Origin of the sequence: Hydrogenophaga intermedia (assembly GCF_023715105.1) — a bacterium.
Classification (GTDB): domain Bacteria; phylum Pseudomonadota; class Gammaproteobacteria; order Burkholderiales; family Burkholderiaceae_C; genus Hydrogenophaga; species Hydrogenophaga intermedia_A.
This window is the reverse complement of sequence record NZ_JAMBNO010000025.1, coordinates 1-21,682: the sequence shown is the minus strand read 5'-3', so window position 1 is coordinate 21,682 and position 21,682 is coordinate 1. Positions and strand designations below refer to the sequence as shown.

Annotated in this window: 23 protein-coding genes and 1 pseudogene; 15 read left to right on the top strand and 9 right to left on the bottom strand. The window is 65.4% G+C overall.

The genetic code is table 11. The annotated features are described in order from the left end of the window. Window positions 1-7: 7 nt before the first annotated feature. The 8 genes from trbE to M3149_RS19090 are packed head-to-tail and all read left to right on the top strand — an operon-like array spanning window position 8 to window position 8,092. Window positions 8-2,461, top strand: coding sequence for a conjugal transfer protein TrbE (gene trbE, locus M3149_RS19125; RefSeq protein ID WP_108500079.1), 2,454 nt, complete (start codon window positions 8-10; stop codon window positions 2,459-2,461). Continuing rightward, window positions 2,458-3,183 (top strand): P-type conjugative transfer protein TrbJ, encoded by a 726-nt coding sequence (gene trbJ / locus M3149_RS19120; protein ID WP_009523294.1) that lies wholly within the window; start codon window positions 2,458-2,460, stop codon window positions 3,181-3,183. The genes trbE and trbJ overlap by 4 nt, the downstream gene beginning before the upstream one ends. 11 nt (window positions 3,184-3,194) lie before the next feature. Then, window positions 3,195-3,518, top strand: coding sequence for an EexN family lipoprotein (locus M3149_RS19115; protein WP_009523295.1), 324 nt, complete (start codon window positions 3,195-3,197; stop codon window positions 3,516-3,518). Then, complete coding sequence (trbL, locus tag M3149_RS19110) at window positions 3,515-4,879, top strand: P-type conjugative transfer protein TrbL (RefSeq protein WP_024537619.1); 1,365 nt, start codon at window positions 3,515-3,517, stop codon at window positions 4,877-4,879. The genes M3149_RS19115 and trbL overlap by 4 nt, the downstream gene beginning before the upstream one ends. A gap of 18 nt (window positions 4,880-4,897) precedes the next feature. Next, on the top strand, window positions 4,898-5,602 hold the full coding sequence (gene trbF, locus M3149_RS19105; RefSeq protein ID WP_024537618.1) for a conjugal transfer protein TrbF: 705 nt from the start codon (window positions 4,898-4,900) through the stop codon (window positions 5,600-5,602). Continuing rightward, on the top strand, window positions 5,599-6,579 hold the full coding sequence (gene trbG, locus M3149_RS19100; RefSeq protein WP_024537617.1) for a P-type conjugative transfer protein TrbG: 981 nt from the start codon (window positions 5,599-5,601) through the stop codon (window positions 6,577-6,579). Before trbF ends, trbG begins: the two co-directional genes overlap by 4 nt. Before the next feature lie 2 nt (window positions 6,580-6,581). Then, entirely contained in the window at window positions 6,582-7,850 is a 1,269-nt protein-coding gene (locus M3149_RS19095) for a TrbI/VirB10 family protein (protein WP_024537616.1), read from the top strand. Further along, window positions 7,847-8,092: a DUF2274 domain-containing protein gene (locus M3149_RS19090; protein ID WP_024537615.1), complete on the top strand. Its 246-nt coding sequence runs from the start codon at window positions 7,847-7,849 to the stop codon at window positions 8,090-8,092. The genes M3149_RS19095 and M3149_RS19090 overlap by 4 nt, the downstream gene beginning before the upstream one ends. Window positions 8,093-8,451: 359 nt before the next feature. Here M3149_RS19090 and M3149_RS19085 read toward each other — a convergent pair whose 3' ends face one another. The 6 genes from M3149_RS19085 to mnmG form a co-directional block, all read right to left on the bottom strand. Continuing rightward, window positions 8,452-9,369, bottom strand: coding sequence for a ParB/RepB/Spo0J family partition protein (locus tag M3149_RS19085; RefSeq protein ID WP_251711080.1), 918 nt, complete (start codon window positions 9,367-9,369; stop codon window positions 8,452-8,454). Further along, window positions 9,369-9,914: an RBBP9/YdeN family alpha/beta hydrolase gene (locus M3149_RS19080; RefSeq protein ID WP_251711079.1), complete on the bottom strand. Its 546-nt coding sequence runs from the start codon at window positions 9,912-9,914 to the stop codon at window positions 9,369-9,371. Before M3149_RS19080 ends, M3149_RS19085 begins: the two co-directional genes overlap by 1 nt. 10 nt (window positions 9,915-9,924) lie before the next feature. Then, window positions 9,925-10,695, bottom strand: coding sequence for a ParA family protein (locus tag M3149_RS19075; RefSeq protein WP_251711078.1), 771 nt, complete (start codon window positions 10,693-10,695; stop codon window positions 9,925-9,927). Window positions 10,696-10,704: 9 nt separating this feature from the next. Then, window positions 10,705-11,319, bottom strand: coding sequence for a LysE family translocator (locus M3149_RS19070; RefSeq protein ID WP_251711077.1), 615 nt, complete (start codon window positions 11,317-11,319; stop codon window positions 10,705-10,707). Window positions 11,320-11,413: 94 nt separating this feature from the next. Beyond that, window positions 11,414-12,100 (bottom strand): 16S rRNA (guanine(527)-N(7))-methyltransferase RsmG, encoded by a 687-nt coding sequence (gene rsmG, locus M3149_RS19065; protein WP_251711076.1) that lies wholly within the window; start codon window positions 12,098-12,100, stop codon window positions 11,414-11,416. After that, window positions 12,097-14,082 (bottom strand): tRNA uridine-5-carboxymethylaminomethyl(34) synthesis enzyme MnmG, encoded by a 1,986-nt coding sequence (gene mnmG, locus M3149_RS19060; protein WP_251711075.1) that lies wholly within the window; start codon window positions 14,080-14,082, stop codon window positions 12,097-12,099. Before mnmG ends, rsmG begins: the two co-directional genes overlap by 4 nt. Before the next feature lie 125 nt (window positions 14,083-14,207). On the opposite strand from mnmG, the gene M3149_RS19055 reads away from it, so the two are divergent. The 3 genes and pseudogenes from M3149_RS19055 (at window position 14,208) to M3149_RS19045 (ending at window position 15,195) form a co-directional block, all read left to right on the top strand. Then, on the top strand, window positions 14,208-14,807 hold the full coding sequence (locus M3149_RS19055; RefSeq protein WP_251711074.1) for an NADPH-dependent FMN reductase: 600 nt from the start codon (window positions 14,208-14,210) through the stop codon (window positions 14,805-14,807). A gap of 2 nt (window positions 14,808-14,809) precedes the next feature. Next, window positions 14,810-14,893, top strand: a pseudogene (locus M3149_RS19050) (YkgJ family cysteine cluster protein); the annotation flags it as partial. Then, complete coding sequence (locus M3149_RS19045) at window positions 14,893-15,195, top strand: YkgJ family cysteine cluster protein (RefSeq protein WP_251711073.1); 303 nt, start codon at window positions 14,893-14,895, stop codon at window positions 15,193-15,195. The pseudogene M3149_RS19050 and the gene M3149_RS19045, both read left to right, overlap by 1 nt. 192 nt (window positions 15,196-15,387) lie before the next feature. On the opposite strand, the gene M3149_RS19040 is transcribed toward M3149_RS19045, so the two are convergent. Further along, on the bottom strand, window positions 15,388-16,287 hold the full coding sequence (locus M3149_RS19040) for a hypothetical protein (protein WP_251711072.1): 900 nt from the start codon (window positions 16,285-16,287) through the stop codon (window positions 15,388-15,390). 177 nt (window positions 16,288-16,464) lie between these two features. Here M3149_RS19040 and M3149_RS19035 point away from each other — a divergent pair, with 177 nt between their 5' ends. Further along, complete coding sequence (locus M3149_RS19035; RefSeq protein ID WP_251711071.1) at window positions 16,465-16,647, top strand: helix-turn-helix transcriptional regulator; 183 nt, start codon at window positions 16,465-16,467, stop codon at window positions 16,645-16,647. Next, window positions 16,644-17,063 (top strand): helix-turn-helix domain-containing protein, encoded by a 420-nt coding sequence (locus M3149_RS19030; protein ID WP_251711070.1) that lies wholly within the window; start codon window positions 16,644-16,646, stop codon window positions 17,061-17,063. Before M3149_RS19035 ends, M3149_RS19030 begins: the two co-directional genes overlap by 4 nt. 31 nt (window positions 17,064-17,094) lie before the next feature. Here M3149_RS19030 and M3149_RS19025 read toward each other — a convergent pair whose 3' ends face one another. Next, window positions 17,095-17,358 (bottom strand): hypothetical protein, encoded by a 264-nt coding sequence (locus tag M3149_RS19025; RefSeq protein ID WP_251711069.1) that lies wholly within the window; start codon window positions 17,356-17,358, stop codon window positions 17,095-17,097. 964 nt (window positions 17,359-18,322) lie between these two features. Between M3149_RS19025 and M3149_RS19020 the strand changes: the two genes are divergently transcribed. Beyond that, window positions 18,323-19,216: a hypothetical protein gene (locus M3149_RS19020; protein ID WP_251711068.1), complete on the top strand. Its 894-nt coding sequence runs from the start codon at window positions 18,323-18,325 to the stop codon at window positions 19,214-19,216. A gap of 117 nt (window positions 19,217-19,333) precedes the next feature. Further along, window positions 19,334-20,317 (top strand): IS5 family transposase, encoded by a 984-nt coding sequence (locus tag M3149_RS19015; RefSeq protein ID WP_251711067.1) that lies wholly within the window; start codon window positions 19,334-19,336, stop codon window positions 20,315-20,317. An 883-nt stretch (window positions 20,318-21,200) separates the two neighbouring features. Here M3149_RS19015 and M3149_RS19010 read toward each other — a convergent pair. Further along, entirely contained in the window at window positions 21,201-21,491 is a 291-nt protein-coding gene (locus M3149_RS19010) for a hypothetical protein (protein ID WP_251711066.1), read from the bottom strand. Window positions 21,492-21,682 lie beyond the last annotated feature (191 nt).

Here is a 21,682-nt window from a genome sequence, read left to right as displayed (position 1 = left end):
GAATGCCATGCTGAACCTTGCCGAATATCGCCAGCGCCCGGCCTTGCTGGCTGACTGGTTGCCCTGGGCCGGGCTGATCGCACCGGGCGTCGTCTTGAACAAGGACGGCAGTTTCCAGCGCACGGCCCGGTTTCGCGGGCCTGACCTCGACAGCGCGACGCAAGGCGAGTTGATCGCCACGTCGGCGCGCTTGAACAACGCGCTGCGCCGCCTGGGTTCGGGCTGGGCACTGTTCATCGAGGCCGAGCGCCGCGCCGCCGCCGACTATCCGCACTCGGCGTTCCCCGAGCCGCTGTCGTGGCTGGTGGACGAGGAACGCCGGGCCACATTCGAGGACTCGGGCAATCACTTCGAGAGCGGCTATCACCTGACGCTGGTGTACCTGCCGCCCGAGGAATCGCACGCCCGCGCGGCGGGGATGCTGTACGAGAACCGGCCTACCGACGGCGTGGACTGGCGCGAGCGGCTGCAAGCTTTCGCCGCAGAAACGGATCGCATCTTTGACCTGCTCGACGGCGTGATGCCGGAAATCGCCTGGCTGGATGACAGCCAGACGCTGACCTACCTGCACGCCACCATTTCGACGCGGCGCTACCGCGTCGGCGTGCCCGAAGTGCCGTTCCACATCGACGCGCTGCTGACCGACTCCGCACTTGTCGGTGGCTTGGCGCCCATGCTGGGCGACCGGCACCTGCGCGTGGTGTCGGTGCGGGGATTTCCGCCCTCGACCTGGCCGGGGATTCTGGACGACCTCAACCGGCTTGGATTTGCCTATCGCTGGTCAACCCGGTTCCTGTGCCTCGACAAAGCCGAAGCGGAAAAGGAACTCGTCCGCCTGCGTCGCCAGTGGTTTGCGAAAAGGAAGAACGTCATCGCGCTGCTGCGCGAAACGATCTTCCAGCAAGAAAGCCCGCTGGTCGATACCGACGCGAGCAACAAGGCCACCGACGCCGATGCCGCCTTGCAGGAGCTGGGCAGCGATCAAGTCGCCTTCGGCTATCTCACCGCCACGGTTACAGTGCTCGATGCCGACCCGGCCGTGGCCGACGAGAAGTTGCGGATGGTGGAGCGGGCCATCCAAGGGCGCGGGTTCGTGACGATCCCTGAAACCTTGAACGCCGTGGATGCGTGGCTGTCCTCGCTCCCCGGCAATGCCTACGCCAATGTGCGCCAGCCCATCGTCTCGACGCTGAACCTGGCGCACATGATGCCGGTGTCGGCGGTATGGGCCGGCCCCGAACGCAATGCCCATCTTGACGGCCCGCCGCTGATCGTCACGCGCACCGATGGCGCCACGCCGTTCCGGCTGGTGACGCACATCGGCGACGTGGGCCACACGTTGGTCGCAGGCCCGACCGGCATGGGCAAGTCGGTCTTGCTCGCCACCCTGGCGATGCAATTCCGTCGCTATCGCGGCTCGCGCATCTTCGCCTTCGACATGGGCCGCTCGATGCGCGCCACCATCCTGGGCCTGGGCGGCGAGCACTACGACCTCGGGATGGATGGCGAAATCGCTTTCCAGCCCTTGGCTCGTATCGACCGCGAGGGCTACCGCACCTGGGTGGCAGAGTGGATCGAAGGCCGCTTGCGGCATGAGGGCGTGGTCGTCGGCCCCGAAGAGAAGGCCGCCATCTGGTCGGCGCTCGGCAGCCTCGCCGGTGCGCCGGTGGAGCAGCGCACGATGACGGGGCTGTCCGTGCTGCTGCAATCGAACACGCTGCGGCAGGCGTTGTCGCCTTATGTGCTGGGCGGTGCCCACGGCAAGCTGCTGGACGCCGACCATGACCGGCTCGGCATGGCCGACGTGCAGTGCTTCGAGATGGAGGAGCTGATGCACAGCAAGGCCGCCGTCATGGCGGTGCTGCATTACCTCTTTGCGCGCTTCGATGAACGCTTCGACGGGGCGCCCACGCTGCTGATCCTCGATGAAGCGTGGCTGTTCCTCGATGACCCGGTGTTTGCCGCGCGTATCCGCCAGTGGCTCAAGACGCTCAGGAAAAAGAACGTCAGCGTCATCTTCGCCACGCAGAGCCTTGCCGACATCAAGGATTCGAGCATCGCGCCCGCGATCATCGAGAGCTGCGCGAGTCGCATCTTCCTGCCGAACCCGCAGGCCACCGAGCCGCAGATTCGCACGATCTACGAGGGCTTCGGCCTCAACAGGCGGCAGATCGAGATCGTCGCCACCGCGCAGCCCAAGCGCGACTACTACTACCAATCGCGCCTCGGCAATCGCCTGTTCGACCTCGACCTGGGGCCGGCGGCGCTGGCCTTCGCGGGCGCGTCCACGCCGCAAGACCAGCGCGACATGGACGCGGTGCTGGCCGACGCCGGCGTGCCCGGCTTCGCGGGCGCCTGGCTGCGCCATCGCGGCCTCGATTGGGCGGCCGACCTGCTGCCCTCGTTCCCCGGCCTCGCGCCGGGTTCCCTCGCTGACCAACCCCTGGAGAACCAGCCATGAAGAAACGTCTCATCGCCGCCGCCATCGCGGCCATGCTTTGCACCGCCACCGCCCATGCGCAATGGGTCGTGATCGACCCCACGAACCTCGTGCAGAACACGCTGACCGCGATCCGCACGCTGGAGCAGATCAACAACCAGATCCAGCAGCTCCAGAACGAAGCGCAGATGCTGATGAACCAGGCGCGCAACCTCGCCAGCCTGCCGTCCAGCGTGGTCGGCCAGTTGCGCGCCAATCTGGCGACCACACAGCGGCTGATCGCCCAGGCCAGAGGACTGGCCTACGACGTGACGAATCTGGATCGGGAGTTCCAGCGCCTGTATCCCGAGCAATATGCCGCCACCGTCAGCGGCAACCAGATGTACCGCGACGCGCAGGAGCGCTGGAAGAACACGCTCAACGGCTTGCAGACCACCATGCAGATGCAGGCCCAGGCGTCGCAGAACCTGAGCGACGACGAGGGCGTGCTGGCCGACCTCGTGGGCAAGAGCCAATCGGCCGTGGGCGCCTTGCAGGCCATGCAAGCCACCAATCAGCTTCTGGCTTTGCAGGCCAAGCAGTCCATCCAAACGCAACGCCTGAGCATCACCCAGGATCGCGCCGCGTCGCTGGAGTTGGCGCGGCAGGCTGCCGCCGTGGAGCGAGGCCGCGAGGTGAACCGGCGTTTCCTGGGTGAAGGTACGCCGTACACGCCGCAGACCGTCGATTTCTACGGCCGGTGACAGGTGTTGCCATGACCCGCGCGCCTGCTTTCTGCGGTCTCGTGCTCTTGCTGGCCGGTTGCGGCCAGCAGGAGGTGCCTTCGGTCGATGCACTCTCGGCCCATCCGGCGCGGCTGCGCTTGCTCAAGGAGCAATGCCGCGCGGGTCAGCTCGACGGCGCGTTATGCGCGCAGGTGGTCAAGGCCGACCTGCGCCGCTTTTTCTCCGGCAAGGCCGGGCCTGATGAGTACCGGACGCTGGCCGAATTGCCGCCGATTCCGGCCAGCTTCGATGAACCCACCGAAGACGGCGAGGCGGTGGCAGCGGCCTTGCCGGGGCAGGAGGACTCGCCATGAATGACATTTCGATCATTGATCGCTTCCTCGATGTGTTCTCGCGCTACATCGACTCGGGCTTCGGCCTGCTGCACGGGGAGGTGGCGTTCCTCACAGCCACGCTGATCGTCATCGACATGACGCTCGCCGGGCTGTTCTGGGCCATGAGCCATGCCAGCGGCCAGGGCGAGGACGTGATCGCCAAGCTGATCCGCAAGGTGCTGTACGTCGGTGCCTTCGCCTACATCATCGGCAACTTCAACACCTTGGCGAGCATCGTGTTCCGCTCGTTCGCCGGGCTGGGCCTGACGGCCAGCGGCTCGACCCTGAGCATGGGTAACTTCTTGCAGCCGGGACGGCTCGCCAAAGTGGGCATCGACGCCGGGGCGCCCATTCTTGAGCAGATCAAGGAGATGGCGGGCTTCCCCGAGGTGTTCATTCACATCATGCCCATCGTCGTGCTGTTCTTCGCATGGATGGTGGTCATCGTCAGCTTCTTCGTGCTGGCGGTGCAGCTTTTCGTGACGCTGATCGAGTTCAAGCTGACCACGCTGGCGGGCTTCGTGCTGGTGCCGTTCGCCCTCTGGAACAAGACGGCATTCCTGGCCGAGAAGGTCTTGGGCAACGTGGTGTCGTCGGGCATCAAGGTGCTGGTACTGGCCGTCATCGTCGGTATCGGCTCGGGGCTGTTCTCCGAGTTCAACATCCCGGCAGGTTCGGAGCCTTCGATCGACCGGGCGCTGGTCATCATGCTGGTCTCGCTGTCCATGCTGGCCCTGGGCATCTTCGGGCCGGGCATTGCGACCGGGCTGGTGTCCGGCGGCCCGCAGCTTGGCGCGGGCGCGATGGCCGGTGCTGCCATCGGCGCAGCCGGAACCGCCGTTGCGGTCGGCGCTGCTGCTACGGGTGTCGGCGGCGCCGTGGCGGCCGGAGCGCGTATGGCGCCCGCAGCCGCCAAAGCAGGGGTCAGTGGCGCCCGTTCGATGGCATCGACCGCCAGCAGCGCCAAGTCGGCCTATCAGGCGGGCTCCGCTTCGGCCGGTGGCGGCCTCCAGGGCGCCGCCGCCGGTGTGGGCAATGTCGCCAAGACTGGCGCGCAGGCAGCCGGGCAGAAGGTGGCCCAAGGCGCACGCTCGATGAAGGAGCGCGTCGCCGCCGCCTTCCGGCCTGATGACGCCGGATCGGCGTCGGGGGACAGTGCCGCACGGGCTGCGAGCGAATCTCCCGTCACAGCCCCATCCACCGCACAACCCGCTTGGGCCAAGCGCCTGCACCGCAGGCAGCAGCTCACCCATGCCGCCACGACCGCCGCCCACACGCTGCGCGGCGGCGACGGCGGCAGCTCCAGCCAGGGGCCAAGCCTGCGTGATTCCGATTCCTGATCTTCAAGGAGAACCCTCATGCGATTCAAAAGACCGCAGGTGCGCTACGCCGATACGCCGCAGCCTGCCACCCCCTACCAATCCGCCGCGCAGGTCTGGGACGACCGTATCGGCTCGGCCCGCGTGCAGGCCAAGAACTGGCGCTTCATGGCCTTTGGCTGCCTCACGTTGGCCGTGCTGATGGCGGGCGGGCTGGTCTGGCGCTCGGCGCAGTCCATCGTCACGCCCTACGTTATCGAGGTGGACAACGCGGGCCAGGTGCGCGCGGTCGGTGAAGCCGCTACGCCGTATCGGCCCAGCGATGCCCAGGTGGCCTATCACCTGGGCCGCTTCATCGGCCTGGTGCGCTCGCTGTCCATCGACCCCATCGTGGTGCGGCAGAACTGGCTGGATGCCTACGACTACACCACTGACAAGGGCGCCGTGGTGCTCAACGAGTACGCCCGCGTGAACGATCCGTTCGCGCGCATCGGCAAGGAGTCGGTGACGGTGCAGATCACCAGCGTGACCCGCGCCAGCGACACGTCTTTCAACGTGCGCTGGACGGAGACGCGCTTTGTCAATGGCGCGCTGGATCGCACCGAACGCTGGAACGCCGTGGTTTCCATCGTGCAGCAGACGCCGCGCACCGAGCAGCGCGTGCGCAAGAACCCTCTGGGTATCTACGTCAACGGGCTGTCGTGGAGCCGCGAACTGGAAGGAAACGAAGGAGCAAAGCCATGAATGATCTTTTCCGTAAATCCGCCTTGCCGATCATGTTGCTTGCCCTCGCGGGCTGCGCCACGCAGGGCAAGCCGCCGCCGTCCATTTCGCTCGATGAGCCGGCGCAGGCGCAGCCGCTGCCGGAGCCGCCTGCGCCTGTGGAAGTGGTGGCCGTGCCGCAGGTGCTGCCGATGCCGGCGCAGATGAAACCTGTGCCGGATGCCAAGCCCACGCCGGAACCCGCCGATGAAACCGTGCGTGTGTCCCGCGCCAACGCCGAGGCGCGCATTGCGCCCACGCGCGAGGGCTACGTCAACGCGATCCAGGTCTGGCCCTTCACCGATGGCGCGCTGTATCAGGTCTATGCGGCCGTGGGCCGCGTGACGGTGATCGCGCTCCAGCCCGGCGAGGAACTGGTGACGGTGGCCGCTGGCGATACCGTGCGCTGGATCGTCGGGGACACATCGAGCGGCAGCGCTGACGCGCTGCGCGTCAATGTGATGGTCAAACCGATCCGCTCGGGCCTGAAGACCAATCTCGTCATCACGACCAGCCGGCGCACCTATCTGCTGGAGCTGACCTCTACCGAAAAGACGTGGATGGCGTCGGTGTCCTGGGAGTACCCGAAGGACAAGATGCTGGCCTTGCAGCGCCAGGCGCAGGCGGCCAGCGCCGCCGCGCCGGTCGATGCCGGGCTGTCGTTGGAGAAGATCCGGTTCCGCTATGCGGTCAGCGGCAGCAATCCGCCTTGGAAGCCGCTGCGCGCCTTCGATGACGGCGAGAAGGTCTATATCCAGTTTCCGCCGGGCATCGCCCAAGGCGAACTGCCGCCGCTGTTCGTCATCGGCGCCCAGGGCGATGGGCAACTCGTCAATTACCGCTTCCGGCCGCCGTACTACATCGTGGATCGCCTGTTCGGCGCCGCCGAACTACGCCTGGGCGGGGACAAGGGCGATGTGGTGCGGATCGAACGTACCGATGGCACGCGGAGGAACTGAGCATGAGCCAGGACGATTCCCCTGACTTTGCGCCGCAGGCGGGCAAGGTCGCGCCCGAGGCGGTGGCGCTGCGCGCCCAGCCGCGCCCGGTCACACGCCTGAACCGGCGCACGCTGGCCATGCTCACCGGTGGCCTGTCGGTCGCCGTGCTCGGGGCCACGATCTGGTCATTGCAGCCGCACCGGCGCGGCGCAGGCGAGCAGACCGAGCTTTACAACGTCGATCGCGTCTCGAAGTCCGAGGGGCTGGATGGCCTGCCTTCGGATTACTCCAAGCTGCCGCGAAAGGTGCCCGAGCTGGGGCCGCCGCTGCCGGGCGACCTTGGCCCGGCCATCGTGAAGGCGCAGCAGCCGGTGACGCCCACCTACGCGCCGCCGGGCCACGACCCGGAGGATGCACGGCGCAAGGAAGCTGAAGCGGCAGCAGCTTCCTCGGTGTTCTTCCGCTCGGGCACGCCTGGCAAGACCGCCGCGCCAGCGGCTGCGCAAGTCGCTGCGGCTGGCCAAGCATCGGCCTTGGCGGGCTTCGACCCGCTCGCCGCCGGGCCGGCCTCGACGGCGGCCCAGCCCGCCGACCCGACCGCTGTGCAGAATCGACAAGACCAGAAAGAGGCGTTCCTGAAAGGCGGCTCTACGGAAACCCGCAATTCCGGGAATCTGAAAATGCCGTCCTCGCCGTATCAGGTGATGGCCGGGACGGTGATCGCTGGCGCGCTGGTGACAGGCATCAAGTCCGATCTTCCGGGCGACGTGATCGCCACGGTGACGGAGCCGGTCTACGACACGGCCACGGGCAAGTTCCTGCTGATTCCGCAGGGCTCGCGCATCCTGGGCCGCTACAACAGCCAGGTCAGCTATGGACAGAGCCGGGTGCAGGTGGTTTGGAACCGCATCATCCTGCCGGACACGTCCTCGCTGACGCTGGACAACCTCGTCGGCACCGATCCGGCCGGCTATTCGGGCCTGGAAGACGGTGTGGACTACCACTGGAGCCGCATCGTCGCCGGTGCGGCGCTGACGACGCTGCTGGGCATCGGCGCCGAGTTGGCCGCGCCGGAGAACCGGCAGGACGGCAACCGCATCGTGATCGCCGGGCGCGACAGCGCACAGGACAGCATCAACCAGGTCGGGCAGGAGATGACCCGGCGCAACATGAACATCCAGCCGACGCTGACCGAGCGGCCCGGCCTGCCGGTGCGGATCATCGCCAACCGCGATCTGGTGCTGCGTCCGTACCAGCCAATGTTCTTCCAGCGGGGAGCGATGCAATGAGCACGACCAAGAAACTGCGGCTCGGGCCACTGCCCAAGACCGAGAGCGTCAAGCTGACCTTCGCTTGCCCGGCCAGCCTGAGGGCCACCCTCGACCGCTATGCCGCGCTGCACGCGCAGGCATATGGCGAGACCGTCGATGCAACGACGCTTATCCCGCACATGCTGGAGGCGTTCATGGCGGGGGATCGGGGATTCAGGAAGGGCACAGCGACACGGAGCGCGCCAACGAAGCCGACATGATGGCGTCGCGTACCAATGGCATCCGTCGAACGCGCAGCCCCAGGCTGCGCGTTCTTCATTCTCTGGATGCCGCACGCAAAGCCTCTTGGGCTATGATGGTGCGACAGGCCCGCCGTTCCTCGGCAATCCCGCACGCTCCAGCGCGATCCGGCTTTCCCTCCCGACGCTCCTATGTGGCTCCTAGCCCACAAGGCCGCACTTCCGCAAAGTGGCCTGAAAACGAGCTAACCTACTGTCCCATATACGGTTTCAAGCTCTGCGTGATTTGCACGAAGGACTTGACACCAGAACTTTTTTGCTTCCACGTTCCTACTCCCTTGTCACTTGCAAGATCCGCTCTTGCGCCCCTGCGACGTCGCTCAGTGCCCCGCCCGCAGGCGCTCGATGATGCCGTTCAAGGCGTCCAGCGAGCCGAACTGGATCACGAGTTCGCCCATTTCCTCCACCCGGCCGTGGCGCTTGACGCGCTTCTTCACGCGCACCTCGACCTCGGCGGTCAGCAGGTCGGCCAGTTCCTCTTCCACGCGGCGGATATCGCGCGACTTTTCCTTGCGCGGCTTCTGCGGGGCCAGGGCGAACTCGGCCGAGAGCTTCTTGACCAGGCTTTCGGCCTCGCGCACCGACAGTTTTTTCGTCGCGATCTGGTTACCAGCGGTGATCTGCGAGGCCTTGTCCAGCGGCAGCAGCGCGCGCGCGTGGCCCATGTCGATGTCGCCGGCCATGAGCATGGTCTGCACCGGCTCGGCCAGTTGCAGCAGGCGCAGCAGGTTGCTGGCAGCGCTGCGCGAGCGACCCACGGCCTGCGCCGCCTGTTCGTGAGTGAGCCCAAACTCTTTCACCAGCCTTTGCAGGCCGTGGGCTTCTTCCAGCGGGTTCAGATCTTCGCGCTGGATGTTCTCGATCAGCGCCATGGCCGCGGCCGACTCGTCCGGCACCTCGCGCACCAGCACCGGCACGGCGCTCAGGCCAGCCAGCTTCGAGGCGCGAAAGCGCCGCTCGCCGGCGATGATCTCGTGCTTGCCGGCGTTCGGGCCGCTGGTGAGCTTGCGCACCAGGATCGGCTGCATGATGCCCTGGGCCTTGATGCTCTCGGCCAGCTCGTAGAGCGCGCCCTCGTCCATGCGCGTGCGCGGCTGGTACTGGCCGGGCACCAGTTCCTCGAGCGCCAGCGTGGACGGCGCGCCGGCCGCCGCTTCACCGGCGGGCTTGTCTTCGACTTTGGGACCGAGAAGGGCTTCTAGGCCGCGGCCCAGGCCCTTGGGTTTCTTGTTGACCATCAGGGGTTGTCTTTCATGAGTTCGGCCAGCCAGGCATGGCCCTGCGGCCAATCGCCCAGGCCGGAGTCGGCGTTGATGTGACCCGCGTTGCCGAGGTCGATGAAGCGCGCGCCCCAATCGGCGGCAAAGCCCTGGGCACGCTCGAAGGTGCAATACGGGTCGTCGCGGCTGCCCACCAGGATGCCGGGAAACGGCAGGCGCTGGCGCACCACGGGCGACCAGCTCGGCAGCAGGCCTTGTAGCTCCTCGCGCTCCGGGTCGCCTGGCGCCACGAGCAGCGCGCCCCGCACACGCGCGCTGTTCTTCGAATGCGCGGCCCATGCCGCGGTGAGCATGCAGCCCAGGCTGTGCGCCACCAGAACCACCGGGCCGTCGGCCGCCAGCACGACGTCTTCCAGCCGCGCCATCCAGTCGCCGCGCTGCGGCGTCATCCAGTCGTGCTGGTCGACGCGCCGGTAGCCGTGGGCCATCTCCCAGCGGCTCTGCCAATGTGCAGGCCCGCTGTTCTGCCAGCCCGGCAGGATCAGGACGTTCTCCGGTTTCACGTGAAACGTCCTACATCTTCCGGATGCGCTGGACCATCTCCTCGGCGAAGGCGATGAAGGCCTGGCTGCCGCGCGCGGCCGGGTCGAACACCACGCCGGGCAGGCCGTAACTCGGCGCCTCGGCCAGGCGCACGTTGCGCGGAATCACGGTGTCGAACACCTTGTCGGCGAAGTGGGCCTTGAGCTGGTCGCTCACCTGTTGTTGCAGGGTGATGCGCGGGTCGAACATCACGCGCAGCAGGCCGATGATCTGCAGGTCCTTGTTCAGGTTGGCGTGCACCTGCTTGATGGTGTTGACCAGGTCGGTCAGGCCTTCGAGCGCGAAGTACTCGCACTGCATGGGCACGATCACGCCATGCGCCGAACACAGGCCATTCAGGGTGAGCATGCTCAGGCTGGGCGGGCAGTCGATCAGCACGAAGTCGAACTGCTCGCTGACTGCGGCCAGCGCCTGCTTGAGCCGGCGCTCGCGCCGCTCCACCTCCACCAGTTCGACCTCGGCGCCCGCCAGCTCGCGGTTGGCGCCGAGCACGTGGTAGCCGCACTTCTCCGAGAAGACCGCCGCCTCGTTCACCGTGGCCGACTCCAGCAGCACGTCATAGACCGAGAGCTTCATGGCGCGCTTGTCCACGCCCGACCCCATGGTGGCATTGCCCTGGGGATCGAGATCCACCATCAGCACACGCTGCCCCACCTTAGCGAGGCCCGCGGCCAGGTTGACCGTGGTGGTGGTCTTGCCGACGCCGCCCTTCTGGTTGGCCACACAAAAGATCTTCGCCATGTCGGGTGCTTATTTGGAGAGGGCCAGCTTGACGCCGAAACCGATGAGGAACACGCCCGCAAGCTTTTCAAGCACGCGGCCGAACAAGGGGTTGGCGCGCAGGCGCTCGGCAAGGAAATGCACGATCAGCGTCATGCCCATTCCGTAGGCGAAGGTGAGCGCGGCGATGGTGGCAGCCATGGCACCGAAGGTGACCAGGCCCTGGTGGCGGGCCGGGTCCACGAACAGCGGGAAGAAGGCCATGTAGAACACGATGGCCTTGGGGTTGAGCAGGGTGATGGCCGCGGCCTGCTGGAAGTACTGGCGCGGGCGAATGTTCAACACCGGGGCGTCGCCGGGCTTGGCGGTGAGCATCTTCCAGCCCAGCCAGGCGAGGTAAGCGGCACCCACCCATTGCACGGCACCGAACAGCGCCGGGGTGGCGGTCAGCAGCGCGGCCACGCCGGCCACCGCGGCCCACATCAGCACCTGGTCGCCCGCGATCACCCCCAGGGTGGCCGCCAGGCCGCCCCGCACGCCACCCTTGCCGGTCGAGGTGATGAGGGCCAGATTGCCCGGGCCGGGAATGGCGAGGAACACGACGACGGCGATGACGAAGGCGCCGTAATCCGCAATGCCGAACATGGTGTGAGCCCCCGAAAAAGCAGGGGTCGAGTGTACGTGACCGCTTGCGGCGATCCGGACCGGCCGGGGCCCCCGGCGGCCCGAAAAGCGGCTTTCAGGACCGGTGGTCGCGCATCCAGACGATGCAGCGATCCGCCTTGAGGCCCGGCACGGCGATCGGTTCCACGTGAAACACCTCCACCCCCGGCGGCAGGGCCAGCAGTTCGGCCTGCGGGTGCTTGCCCTTGAGGGCCATCCACAACCCACCGATCTGCAGCGCGCGGTGCGACCAGTCGACAAAGTCGACCAGCGAGGCAAAGGCGCGCGAGGTGATGACGTCGAAGCCCTCTTCCCCACGGTTGCGCCGGTCCAGGGTCTCGACCCGGGCGTGCAGGCCGCGCAGGTTGACGAGCGCCAACTCGGTCGCCACTTGCTGGATGAAGGCCGCCTTCTTGGCGACCGTGTCCACGCAGGTGACCTCGATGTGCGGACAGGCGATCGCGATCACGACCCCCGGGAGGCCGGCGCCCGCGCCCACGTCCAGCAGGCGCACCGGGCGGCCGTCGGTCTCACGCAGCAGCGGCCCGACCACGGCAAGGCTGTCGAGCAAGTGGTGGGTGAGCATCTCGCCGGGGTCGCGCACAGCCGTCAGGTTGTAGACGCGGGTCCACTTTTCGATCAGGGCGAGATAGTCGAGCAGCAGTTCGACCTGCGCCTTGTCGAGCTCCAGGTCGAGCGCACGCAGACCCAGCTTGAGTTCCTGGCGCAGTTCGTCGCGCAGTGCTTGGGGCAGGCGGGTCATGTCGCGGCGGTCTCGGCTTGCGGGCGGGGCGCAACGCCGAAGCCCTTGAAGCCACCCTTCTTCAGGTGAATCAACAACAGGGAGATGCTCGCGGGCGTGATGCCCGAGATGCGAGCCGCCTGACCAAGGGTCTCGGGCCGGTGTTTGGCGAGCTTTTGCCGCGCCTCGAACGACAGCGACGTCACCTGCAGGTAGTCAATGTCCGGCGGCAGGCGCAGGTGCTCGAAGCTCGCCGCGCGCTCGACCTCGGCCTTCTGCCGGTCGATGTAGCCGCTGTACTTGGCTGCGATCTCCACCTGCTCGATCACCGCGTCGGCCAGATCGCCGAGTGTTTCACGTGAAACCGCATCGCTCTGGTAAGCGCCACCGTTCATGCCAGCGAGCGCCGCGTACGACACCCCCGGGCGGCGCAACAGGTCAAACAGGTTGTGCTCGTGCTCGATGGCCTTGCCCAGCACACGTTCACCCTCCTCCGCCGGCAGCACGCGTGGGTTCACCCAGGTCGCTTTCAGGCGCTCGGTTTCACGTGAAACCGCGTCGCGCTTGCGGCAGAACGCGTCCCAACGCGCGTCGTCCACCAGACCCAGGCGGCGACCATCCTCGGTGAGGCGCATGTCGGCGTTGTCCTCGCGCAGTTGCAGGCGGAACTCGGCACGACTGGTGAACATGCGGTAGGGCTCGGTCACACCCTGCGTCACCAGGTCGTCGACCAACACACCCAGATAAGCCTGGTCGCGCGACGGCACCCAGGGCGCCTCGCCGCGGCACTGCAACGCAGCGTTGATGCCCGCGAACAAACCTTGCGCTGCCGCTTCCTCATAGCCCGTGGTGCCGTTGATCTGCCCTGCGAAAAACAGCCCGGCGATCTGCTTCGTCTCGAAGCTGTTCTTCAGGGAGCGCGGGTCGAAATAGTCGTACTCGATGGCATAGCCCGGCCGCAGGATGTGCGCGTTCTCCAGCCCGACCATGCTGCGCACCAGCGCGTACTGGATGTCGAAGGGCAGGCTGGTGGAAATGCCGTTGGGGTAGACCTCGTGCGTGGTCAGCCCCTCGGGCTCCAGGAAGATCTGGTGGCTGTCCTTGTCGGCGAAGCGGTTGATCTTGTCTTCCACGCTCGGGCAATAGCGCGGGCCCACGCCTTCGATCTTGCCGGTGAACATGGGGCTGCGGTCGAAACCGCTGCGGATGATCTCGTGCGTGCGTTCGTTGGTGTGCGTGATCCAGCAGGGCACCTGGCGCGGGTGCATGTCGGCACGGCCCATGAAGCTGAACACCGGCACTGGCGAATTCGCCGGCGTGCCATCTGCCAAGGGCATGCCGTCGCCCGGCTGCTCGGTGCACTTCGACCAGTCGATGGTGCGGCCGTCCAGCCGCGGCGGCGTGCCCGTCTTCAGGCGCCCCTGCGGCAGCTTGAGCTCTTTCAACCGGACCGACAGCGACACCGCGGGCGGGTCGCCCGCACGGCCAGCGCTGTAGTTGTTCAGGCCCACGTGGATCTTGCCGTCCAGGAAGGTGCCGGCCGTGAGCACCACGGTGCGCGCGCGGAAGCGAACCCCCACTTGCGTCACCGCGCCCACCACGCGGTCGCCCTCCACCATGAGGTCGTCCACCGCCTGCTGGAACAGCCACAGGTTGGGTTGGTTCTCCAGCCGGCGCCGGATGGCCGCCTTGTAAAGAATGCGGTCGGCCTGCGCACGCGTGGCACGCACCGCAGGGCCCTTGCTGCCGTTGAGGATGCGGAACTGGATGCCGCCTTCGTCGGTAGCGATGGCCATGGCACCACCCAGCGCGTCAACCTCCTTGACCAGGTGGCCCTTGCCAATGCCACCGATGCTGGGGTTGCAACTCATCTGACCCAGCGTCTCGATGTTGTGCGTGAGCAGCAGCGTGGCGCAGCCCATGCGGGCCGCGGCCAGCGCAGCCTCGGTGCCGGCGTGGCCGCCGCCCACCACGATGACGTCGAATTCCTGCGGATACAGCATCTTGAACTCCAAAGCCCACGCAGGCCACAAGACCGGCGCGGGCAAGCCCGCGATTGTCCCACCAAGGGCCTCGCCCCGGACGGCGCAGGGGCGAGTCGCCGTGTGCTGCGCCACAATGCCGGCCCATGAACGCCTCCCCCCTCCCCGTCCTTGTGTTCGCGGGCAGCACCCGCGCGCAGTCACACAACCGCAAGCTCGCCCGCGTGGCCGCCGACATGGCGCGCGCCGCCGGTGCCCAGGTAACGTTGCTCGAACTGGCCGAGCACGAACTGCCGCTCTACAACGCCGATCTCGAAGCCCGCGGCACACCCGCTGCCGCGCGCCGCCTCAAGGAGATCTTCCACGCCCACCCGGCCTGGATCGTCTGCTCGCCCGAGTACAACGGCAGCTACACCGGCCTGCTCAAGAACACCATCGACTGGGTGTCCAGCCCCATCAAGGGCGACCCCGAGTGGTCCAGCGGCACCAAGCCCTTTGCGGGCAAGGTGGTGGGCCTGCTCAGCGCCTCGCCCGGCGCGCTCGGCGGCCTGCGCAGCCTGTCGCACCTCACGCCGTTGCTGCTCAACCTGCAGTGCTGGGTGACGCCGAAACAGTTTGCGTTGAGCAAGGCAGCCGAAGCCTTTGACGACAACGGGCAACTCGTCAGCACGACCGCCCAGGCGTCGGTGCAGGGCGTGGTCGAACAGGCGATCCGCGCGGCGAGAAAACTCAACACCCCTGACTGAGCATGGACTGCCGCCCCGGCTGCGCCGCCTGCTGTATCGCCCCCTCGATCAGCAGCCCGCTGCCGGGCCTGCCCCAGGGCAAGCCATGAGGGAGCTAGTGGAACTCGGCCTGCCATCGTATCAAGCATCAAGTTGCCGACCAGGGTGCGGCGCGTGCTGCATTGCGCCTTCCATCTCGACACCCATGCCGAAGATGCCTTATGGAAAACGAGCCGGCCAGAGGTGCGCGCACCTCACGCCGGAAATGGCATGCGAGTTGTTCGGCCGACACGAGCGGCCAGCAGTCTGTGGTGGGTTACAGCCAAGCAGCGAGATGTGCGGTACGTCGCGCGACCATGCCCTGCTGTGGCTTGAACGGCTGGAGCAGCAGACCAGCCCAAGAGGCTGAAGGGCGAGCCTCCCTGGGTCCTCGAACACAAGAGAGGCGCCAGAAGGCGCCTCTCTCCCCTTGCGGGGCTGCACAGTGCATTTAGCGAACGCGGCATAACCCACGAGCGGGCGTGCGGGGCGCACGCCGAATCAGGTAGTCCCCGATGACCTGTTCAAACTACGTGAGGTCTGACCTGTGTAGCTAGGCGATTTATACGCCCCGCTGCCGCAGGTCATGTAGCGTGACCGTGCTTGAGCCGACCCACACCAGCGGGTCACGCAGCTCGACTGCCACCAGCTTGACGCGCCGCTCCAGCATGACCCGCTCGGCGTGCGGACGGTCGCCCCACAAGGAAGTAGCGGCCAGGAGGATGCGCCGGGCGTGGTTCAACTCGCGGTCGTAGACGAACACCAATCCGCCCACCCTGTAGAGGCCTCCAGCGTCCAGCGAGCGCCCCACCAGCTCGGCCGCCCTCAGGCACTTCTCCAGCTCCTGCCGGGCTTTCGCGGCAACCTCCTGCTCGACCAGCTCCACCTCCATCGGGCCACTGGCCCGCCGCTGCCAGACCATCCCGTCTGGCAACTTGCGCATGACACGTACCAGGGCATCGACGCTGAACGGGGCCTTGCGGCGCAGCAGCTGGTACTCGCCGAGCACTTGTGCGCCCTCCACCTGGCGCTCGACGAGGTAGCGAGTGGCCAGGGTGCGGTGGAAAAACGTGCTGCCGGCCACGCTGGACAGGTCCAGCGTGTGCTGTGCTTCAACCCCGCGCAGCTCCAACCATGCCGCCCCGCCTCGGGTCAGGCAGAGGCTCCGCGAGCCCAGGGCGTTGCGACGCTCAAGCAGCAAGCCAGAGGCAACCAGCCTTGCCGCCATCCTGCGCGCCAGCTGCTCTGCGTATCGAGCCTGCGGCCACACCGAACGCGCCAGCTCACTGATGCGCAGGTGCCCAAACTGGGCGACAGCCCGCAGCGCCTTGTGCTCGTTGAGCCGGGCTGTCTCGCGCCCGCTGCGCTGGAGGGTCGGACGTGCGCGGCGTGATGGGCTGCGGTCGGGCTCGGCAGGCTTGCTCAGGAGGCCATGCAGGTATTCGGTGGGGAGTTGCTTCATGGGGCAGGCTTGGTTGGTGCCCCGTGTAGCTACCAATGTGGCTGTGCATGAAAACGTCTAACGGACTCATCCCGCAAGTGCGCATCTACGCGCAAGGCTAAAACCCCGCCCCTAAACAAGTCGAGACCAGCGCCTTGCTGGCTCCGCCACCGGTCGATACCGGCACGGAGAGACTTGATGACCTTCCTTAGCAAAGCCGCCCTAGTTGAAGCCCTGGGCATTTCCACACGCACCCTGGAGAACTGGATTTCCAGCCGGGGCTTCCCCGCGCCCATGCACGTTCACGGCAGCCGGCTCGCCTTCTTCAAACTCTCGGCCGTCGAAGCCTGGTTCGAAAGCCAGCTGGAGGGTCAGAAGTGAAGCGCGCCCGCAACCGCATCCCCAGCGACGAGAACAACCGCTGGTACGAGGGCTACGGCGAGGGAGGCTTCTTCTGCCTCCCCCGCAAGCTCCTGTTCAACGTGGCAGACAGCATCGACAACGCGACGCTGTACGTCTACGTGGCGCTTGCCTCCTGCCACTACGAGGGCAACACGACTTACGCAGGCCCGTACCTAGCCAAGGTGACGGGCAAGGACGAGCGTGCCATCCGGCTTCACCTCTCGGACCTTGAAACCCTCGGCCTCATCCGGCGCGAGCCGCTGGGTCAGGGATTTCGCATCCTGTTCGAGTGCCCGGACCGAGAGCGCATCAGGCAGGGGGTGCTCGCCATCGAGGCACGCAAGCAGGAGCGTCTGAGGAGACGCCAGGCTGCAAAGGCCTCCAAAGGGGGGTGACACGAGGCGGCCAATAGGCCGCCCTCCTCGTTCATCCGTCCGAGCCGTGCAGTCCGGTGCCGAACATGCTGACGCTGTCCACGGGGAATGGACTAACGTGACCGTAGGGCTTGCCCAGCACGTCCACCGCGCAGTCGAGCATGGGCGTGCCGTCTACGTTGACCAGGGGGCCGGCCGGCTGAAGCAGCGAGCAGACGCCCTCCGGCAAAGACGTGCCTGCGGTGGGCTCCTGAGGGGTAGCGAACTCCTGCCAGAGGGACGAGAAGATGCCGCCGAGGAAAAGGCCGATGCTCATGGTTTGCTCCAAGTGGTTGTGACGCCCTCAGTCAGCACGGCCACCTGGAGCACCTGACACCGGACACGCCACACGGCGGGCTGGCCTCTTCGAGCAGTCCACGGGCCTCCCCTTGCACAGCCGAGGGGCGGGCGCAGCCCGTCGCTATCTGTCACCCACAGCGGACAGGCTACCCCTCAGATGAACTCTTGCGGGTGACCGCCACCCTCGGTGGCCTTTTTCTATGTTTTTTGGGAAGTGGTTCTCCACCTGCTCGTTCTTCGTTATAGGTCTTTTTATTTGTGGGTGGAGGCATCGGGGTCGCCAAGCTCCGGGTGTAAATCACCCGGTACCTAACAACCGGCTCCCTTTTGTTGCCACTCACAGTGCCCAATGCACCGCTATCGACCCATCGACCACGCGAACACGGTCCAACGCCATCAGAGTGTCCAGAAGGGTGTACAGGCGGTCGCGCCAGCGCCCACGGCGCGGCAATTAGCGGGCCACGCCATCGGGGTCAAGACTGCGCCCGATGCTGCCCATCACCCGGCCGCGACCTTGATTTGCTCTGTCAGTCCTATGGGCACCAGGGGTAGCACTTTGGCGACCTTGGCCGGCTTGACTTCATAAGCACGACCTCGCCCCTGTTATCTGCCCCGGTGTCGCTGGTTACTTGTTTGCCCTTTCCGCAAACAGGAATTTCCGCTGCGTCATCATATTTGTCACCAAGCGCTGGCACAGTTTCGCACGGACTGCAACTGAGACACACCCAACGTGTCTCATTTCATGCTGCCTTGATATTCCGGCCGGAGATGGCGATAGGCGGCATTGCGCTAACAACGCGTACGTCAATTTCATCTACTCGCGTCATCACCTGGGCTCAGAGGGATGTTGAAACAAGGCATCCTATCGACTATAGTTATCAGGAAAAGACCGCCGGAAACTCCCTAACTCCGCCCTCCATCACAATAGAAGGTGATACTTTATGAGTGACAAAGAATATCTTATCGCACAAATTGAGCGCAACGGAATCCACATAGCTGCAAGTGGACACAGCACGGCCGAATTGACGGAGAAACTCAAGGATTCATTGCGGCTATGGCTTGCCTTCAATGAAGCATCCAAGAATCCAAATTCACCACGTGGGCCCGCCGATATTTCCGACAAAGCACAAATATTAGTAGATGAAGCGATTGCCGAGGGAAATTGCAAGATATTCAAGCTGACCGCTATGGGCGAACTATTTGAGGGAAGAAGGAAAATAAGCGAGCTTACCAGCAAAAACGAGACGTCAGATGCAATGAGGTACTTCGCATGCCTGTGGCAAATCACCAAGTCGAATAAGAATGCAGGCGGCGTACTAAGTGCCATACCAACTCCTGAAGAGCTTCGGTGGTTGGTCACTGATACTGGTTTTTTTATTACGAGGCAAAATCCTTCACCTGCGCAACACAAATATGCGGACGAGAGAAAACAACTAGTCAAGGACTTTATACAGCATTTTGAAGTTGCCTACAAATTTGGAGCGCCGCCGAAAGTGCTAGCCGTACTTGCGGGTATTGTTAAAGATGCCCTGACAAAGCTTGGCGAGGAGCAAGGCAATTACAATCACCTCTCCATTAGCGAACTAGAGGAAAAGTTAATTCAAGTGGAGGGTGCCGAAAAGGCTGTGGCAGAAATGGCAAAAATGGCAGAAATGGAGTCTTTAGGGATTTCCTTTAAATCCCCAAAGCTCAGTTCTGAGGAATTGAGAGGCATTATTGCGAAAAGAAAATCCGAAGGCAATTCGGATGCAAACCCTCTCGCGGACTTCAACATCAATTCCGAACTTCGCCGCTTTATGGATGCAGCAGCCGAAGGCAGTGTAAAAATGTCATGAAAGGTCTGCAACACCCCAGTCCCCGTACGATGAGAAGAACCCAGTGATGCCATGCGCCGAGCTAGGGAAGGTCTGCATAACCCTGCCGCCACCCGCGTGATGTGAGACATTGCCGACATGAAGCAAATGAGCCTGGGCGAGAGCGGATACGAGCGCAAGACCAAGCGCACGCGCAAGCGCGAGTTCCTCGACGAGATGAACCTGGTGGTGCCGTGGGCCGAGCTGGTGGCACTGATTGCGCCGCACGCACCGGCCCCCGGTGCCAAAGGCGGTCGCCCGCCGTTTGCGGTCGAGACGATGTTGCGCATCCACTTCCTGCAGCAGTGGTTCAACCTGTCGGACCCGGCGATGGAAGAGGCGCTGTACGACACGCCGATGTTTCGCGAGTTTGCGGGGCTGGACATGGGTGAGGAGAACCTGCCCGACGAGAGCACCATCCTGCGCTTTCGCCACCTGCTGGAGCAGAACAACCTGAGCCTGCAGTTGCTGGCCACGGTCAATGCCACGCTGACCGCCAAGGGGCTGCTCTTGAAGAGCGGCACGGTGGTGGACGCCACGCTCATTGCCGCGCCCAGTTCGACCAAGAACGGCAGCGGCGAGCGCGACCCCGAGATGCACCAGACGAAGAAGGGCAATCAGTGGCACTTCGGCATGAAGGCGCACATCGGGGTGGACGCCGACTCGGGGCTGGTGCACACGGTCATCGGCACGGCGGCCAACGTCAACGACGTGACGCAGGCCGGTGCGTTGGTGCATGGCCAGGAGAGCGATGTGTTCGCCGACGCGGGCTACCAGGGCGTGAGCAAGCGAGAAGAGACGCGGCACGTCGAGGCCAACTGGCATGTGGCGATGCGCCCGGGCAAGCGCAAAGCTCTGGACAAAGCCACGCCCATGGGCGCTGTGCTCGACAAGCTCGAACACGTCAAGGCCAGCATCCGCGCCAAGGTCGAACATCCGTTTCGGGTCATTAAGCGCCAGTTCGGGCATGCGAAGGTGCGCTACCGCGGCTTGGCCAAGAACACGGCGCAGCTGCACACGCTGTTCGCGCTCTCCAATCTGTGGATGGTGCGACGACCGCTTTTGCAGGGGGCCCGGGGATGAGTGCGTCCGCAGCGGCCGAAAGGGTCGACAACGGGGCGCGAATCGGCCCTCGAATGACCCGAATCACGCCGCAGTTGCCGCCATCTGAAAACTCGCGCATCAGCACTCGTCGCAACGAGCGTTGTGCAGACCTTCCCTAGTACCGCTCATCGCGCCGCGCGCAGGCCCCATTCGGCCCTTGGCTACAAGCCTCCGGTATCCCGCCTCTTCGAAAACAACCTATTGCAACTCAACAACTAGGTCCATCTGTCGGGCCCGCTGATGGCAGAGGTGCACTTCGACACACTGATGCTTCGCGAATTCTCTGAGCTGAACATGGGCAAAGACAACCCACCCGACGAGAGCACCCCCCTGGGCTTTCGTCGTCAGCTGAAGCAATAGGAAACCTGTTCCGGCAACTGCTGGCCACAGTCAGGCGTCCAGCCGCCGTCCAGCAAGCCGCACCCAGCCCACTGGGTCGGCACGCTGCCGGGGGAGCCGCAAGCAAAGCCCCGCCCTAAACGGGGATAGGAGCGCCCACGCTCCGGTTGCGCTGCGGGGGCAAAGCCCCGCCCCCAGCTCGCTGAAAGCGGGCGGGCAACCCGGGGGGTGTCCGGCGTCCAGCCGGAGCCGGCAGGGGCTGCGAACAGCGGCAACAACGGCAAGCACCGCGCGGGTTGCCCGCCCGTTGACAGCGCCGTGTGGTGTCAGCGGGATGGGGGCGCGGTATCAGCAGGGGATGGGGGGCGTCCAGCCCGCCAAGGTGGCGTGTCCCCCTAGGGACCAAAGAGCCGCCGACCCCGTGGGCTTACGGTGGGAGCGTCAGCTTCTACCGTCTCGCTACCGGCGACGGTCTGCAAGACGGTCGCGCATGACGGTGGCGCTCGGCGCCCCAGGTCAGGCGTCAGTCACCTTGTTTGGGCTGCAGGTGCTTGGGCAAGGGTGGCAACGCCAGCTTGCCGGTCAGGGCATCTGCGAGTGGCGCGTCATCAGCCAGCGGGACCCACACCAGCTCACGGCGCCCAGGCGCGAGGGTGGCGGCCAGCATCTTGTCGGGCCACACCCAGACGGCGGTGTAAGCCCGAGCCAGGCGGTCTCGCAGCGCCGCCCGCTCCGTCGCCAGCTGGTCTGTGACGTCCAAAACGGCCGCCATGGCCTTGCTGCGCATTCCACTGATGGCGGACAGTGATTCCATTTCCATCGCGGACAGCGTTCCAGGCGATGGCGGACACGTTGCACAGGTGTCCTGAGTGACGCTTAAATCGTAGCCGAAGTGTCCGCCATCAGCGTGGAACGGCGGTCGGCGTGGCCGGCTCAAGTGGCCTTGGCCAGCTTTCTCATCGACTCGCCCTTGAGGACTATCTTGTGCGAGCCGTGAACGATGCG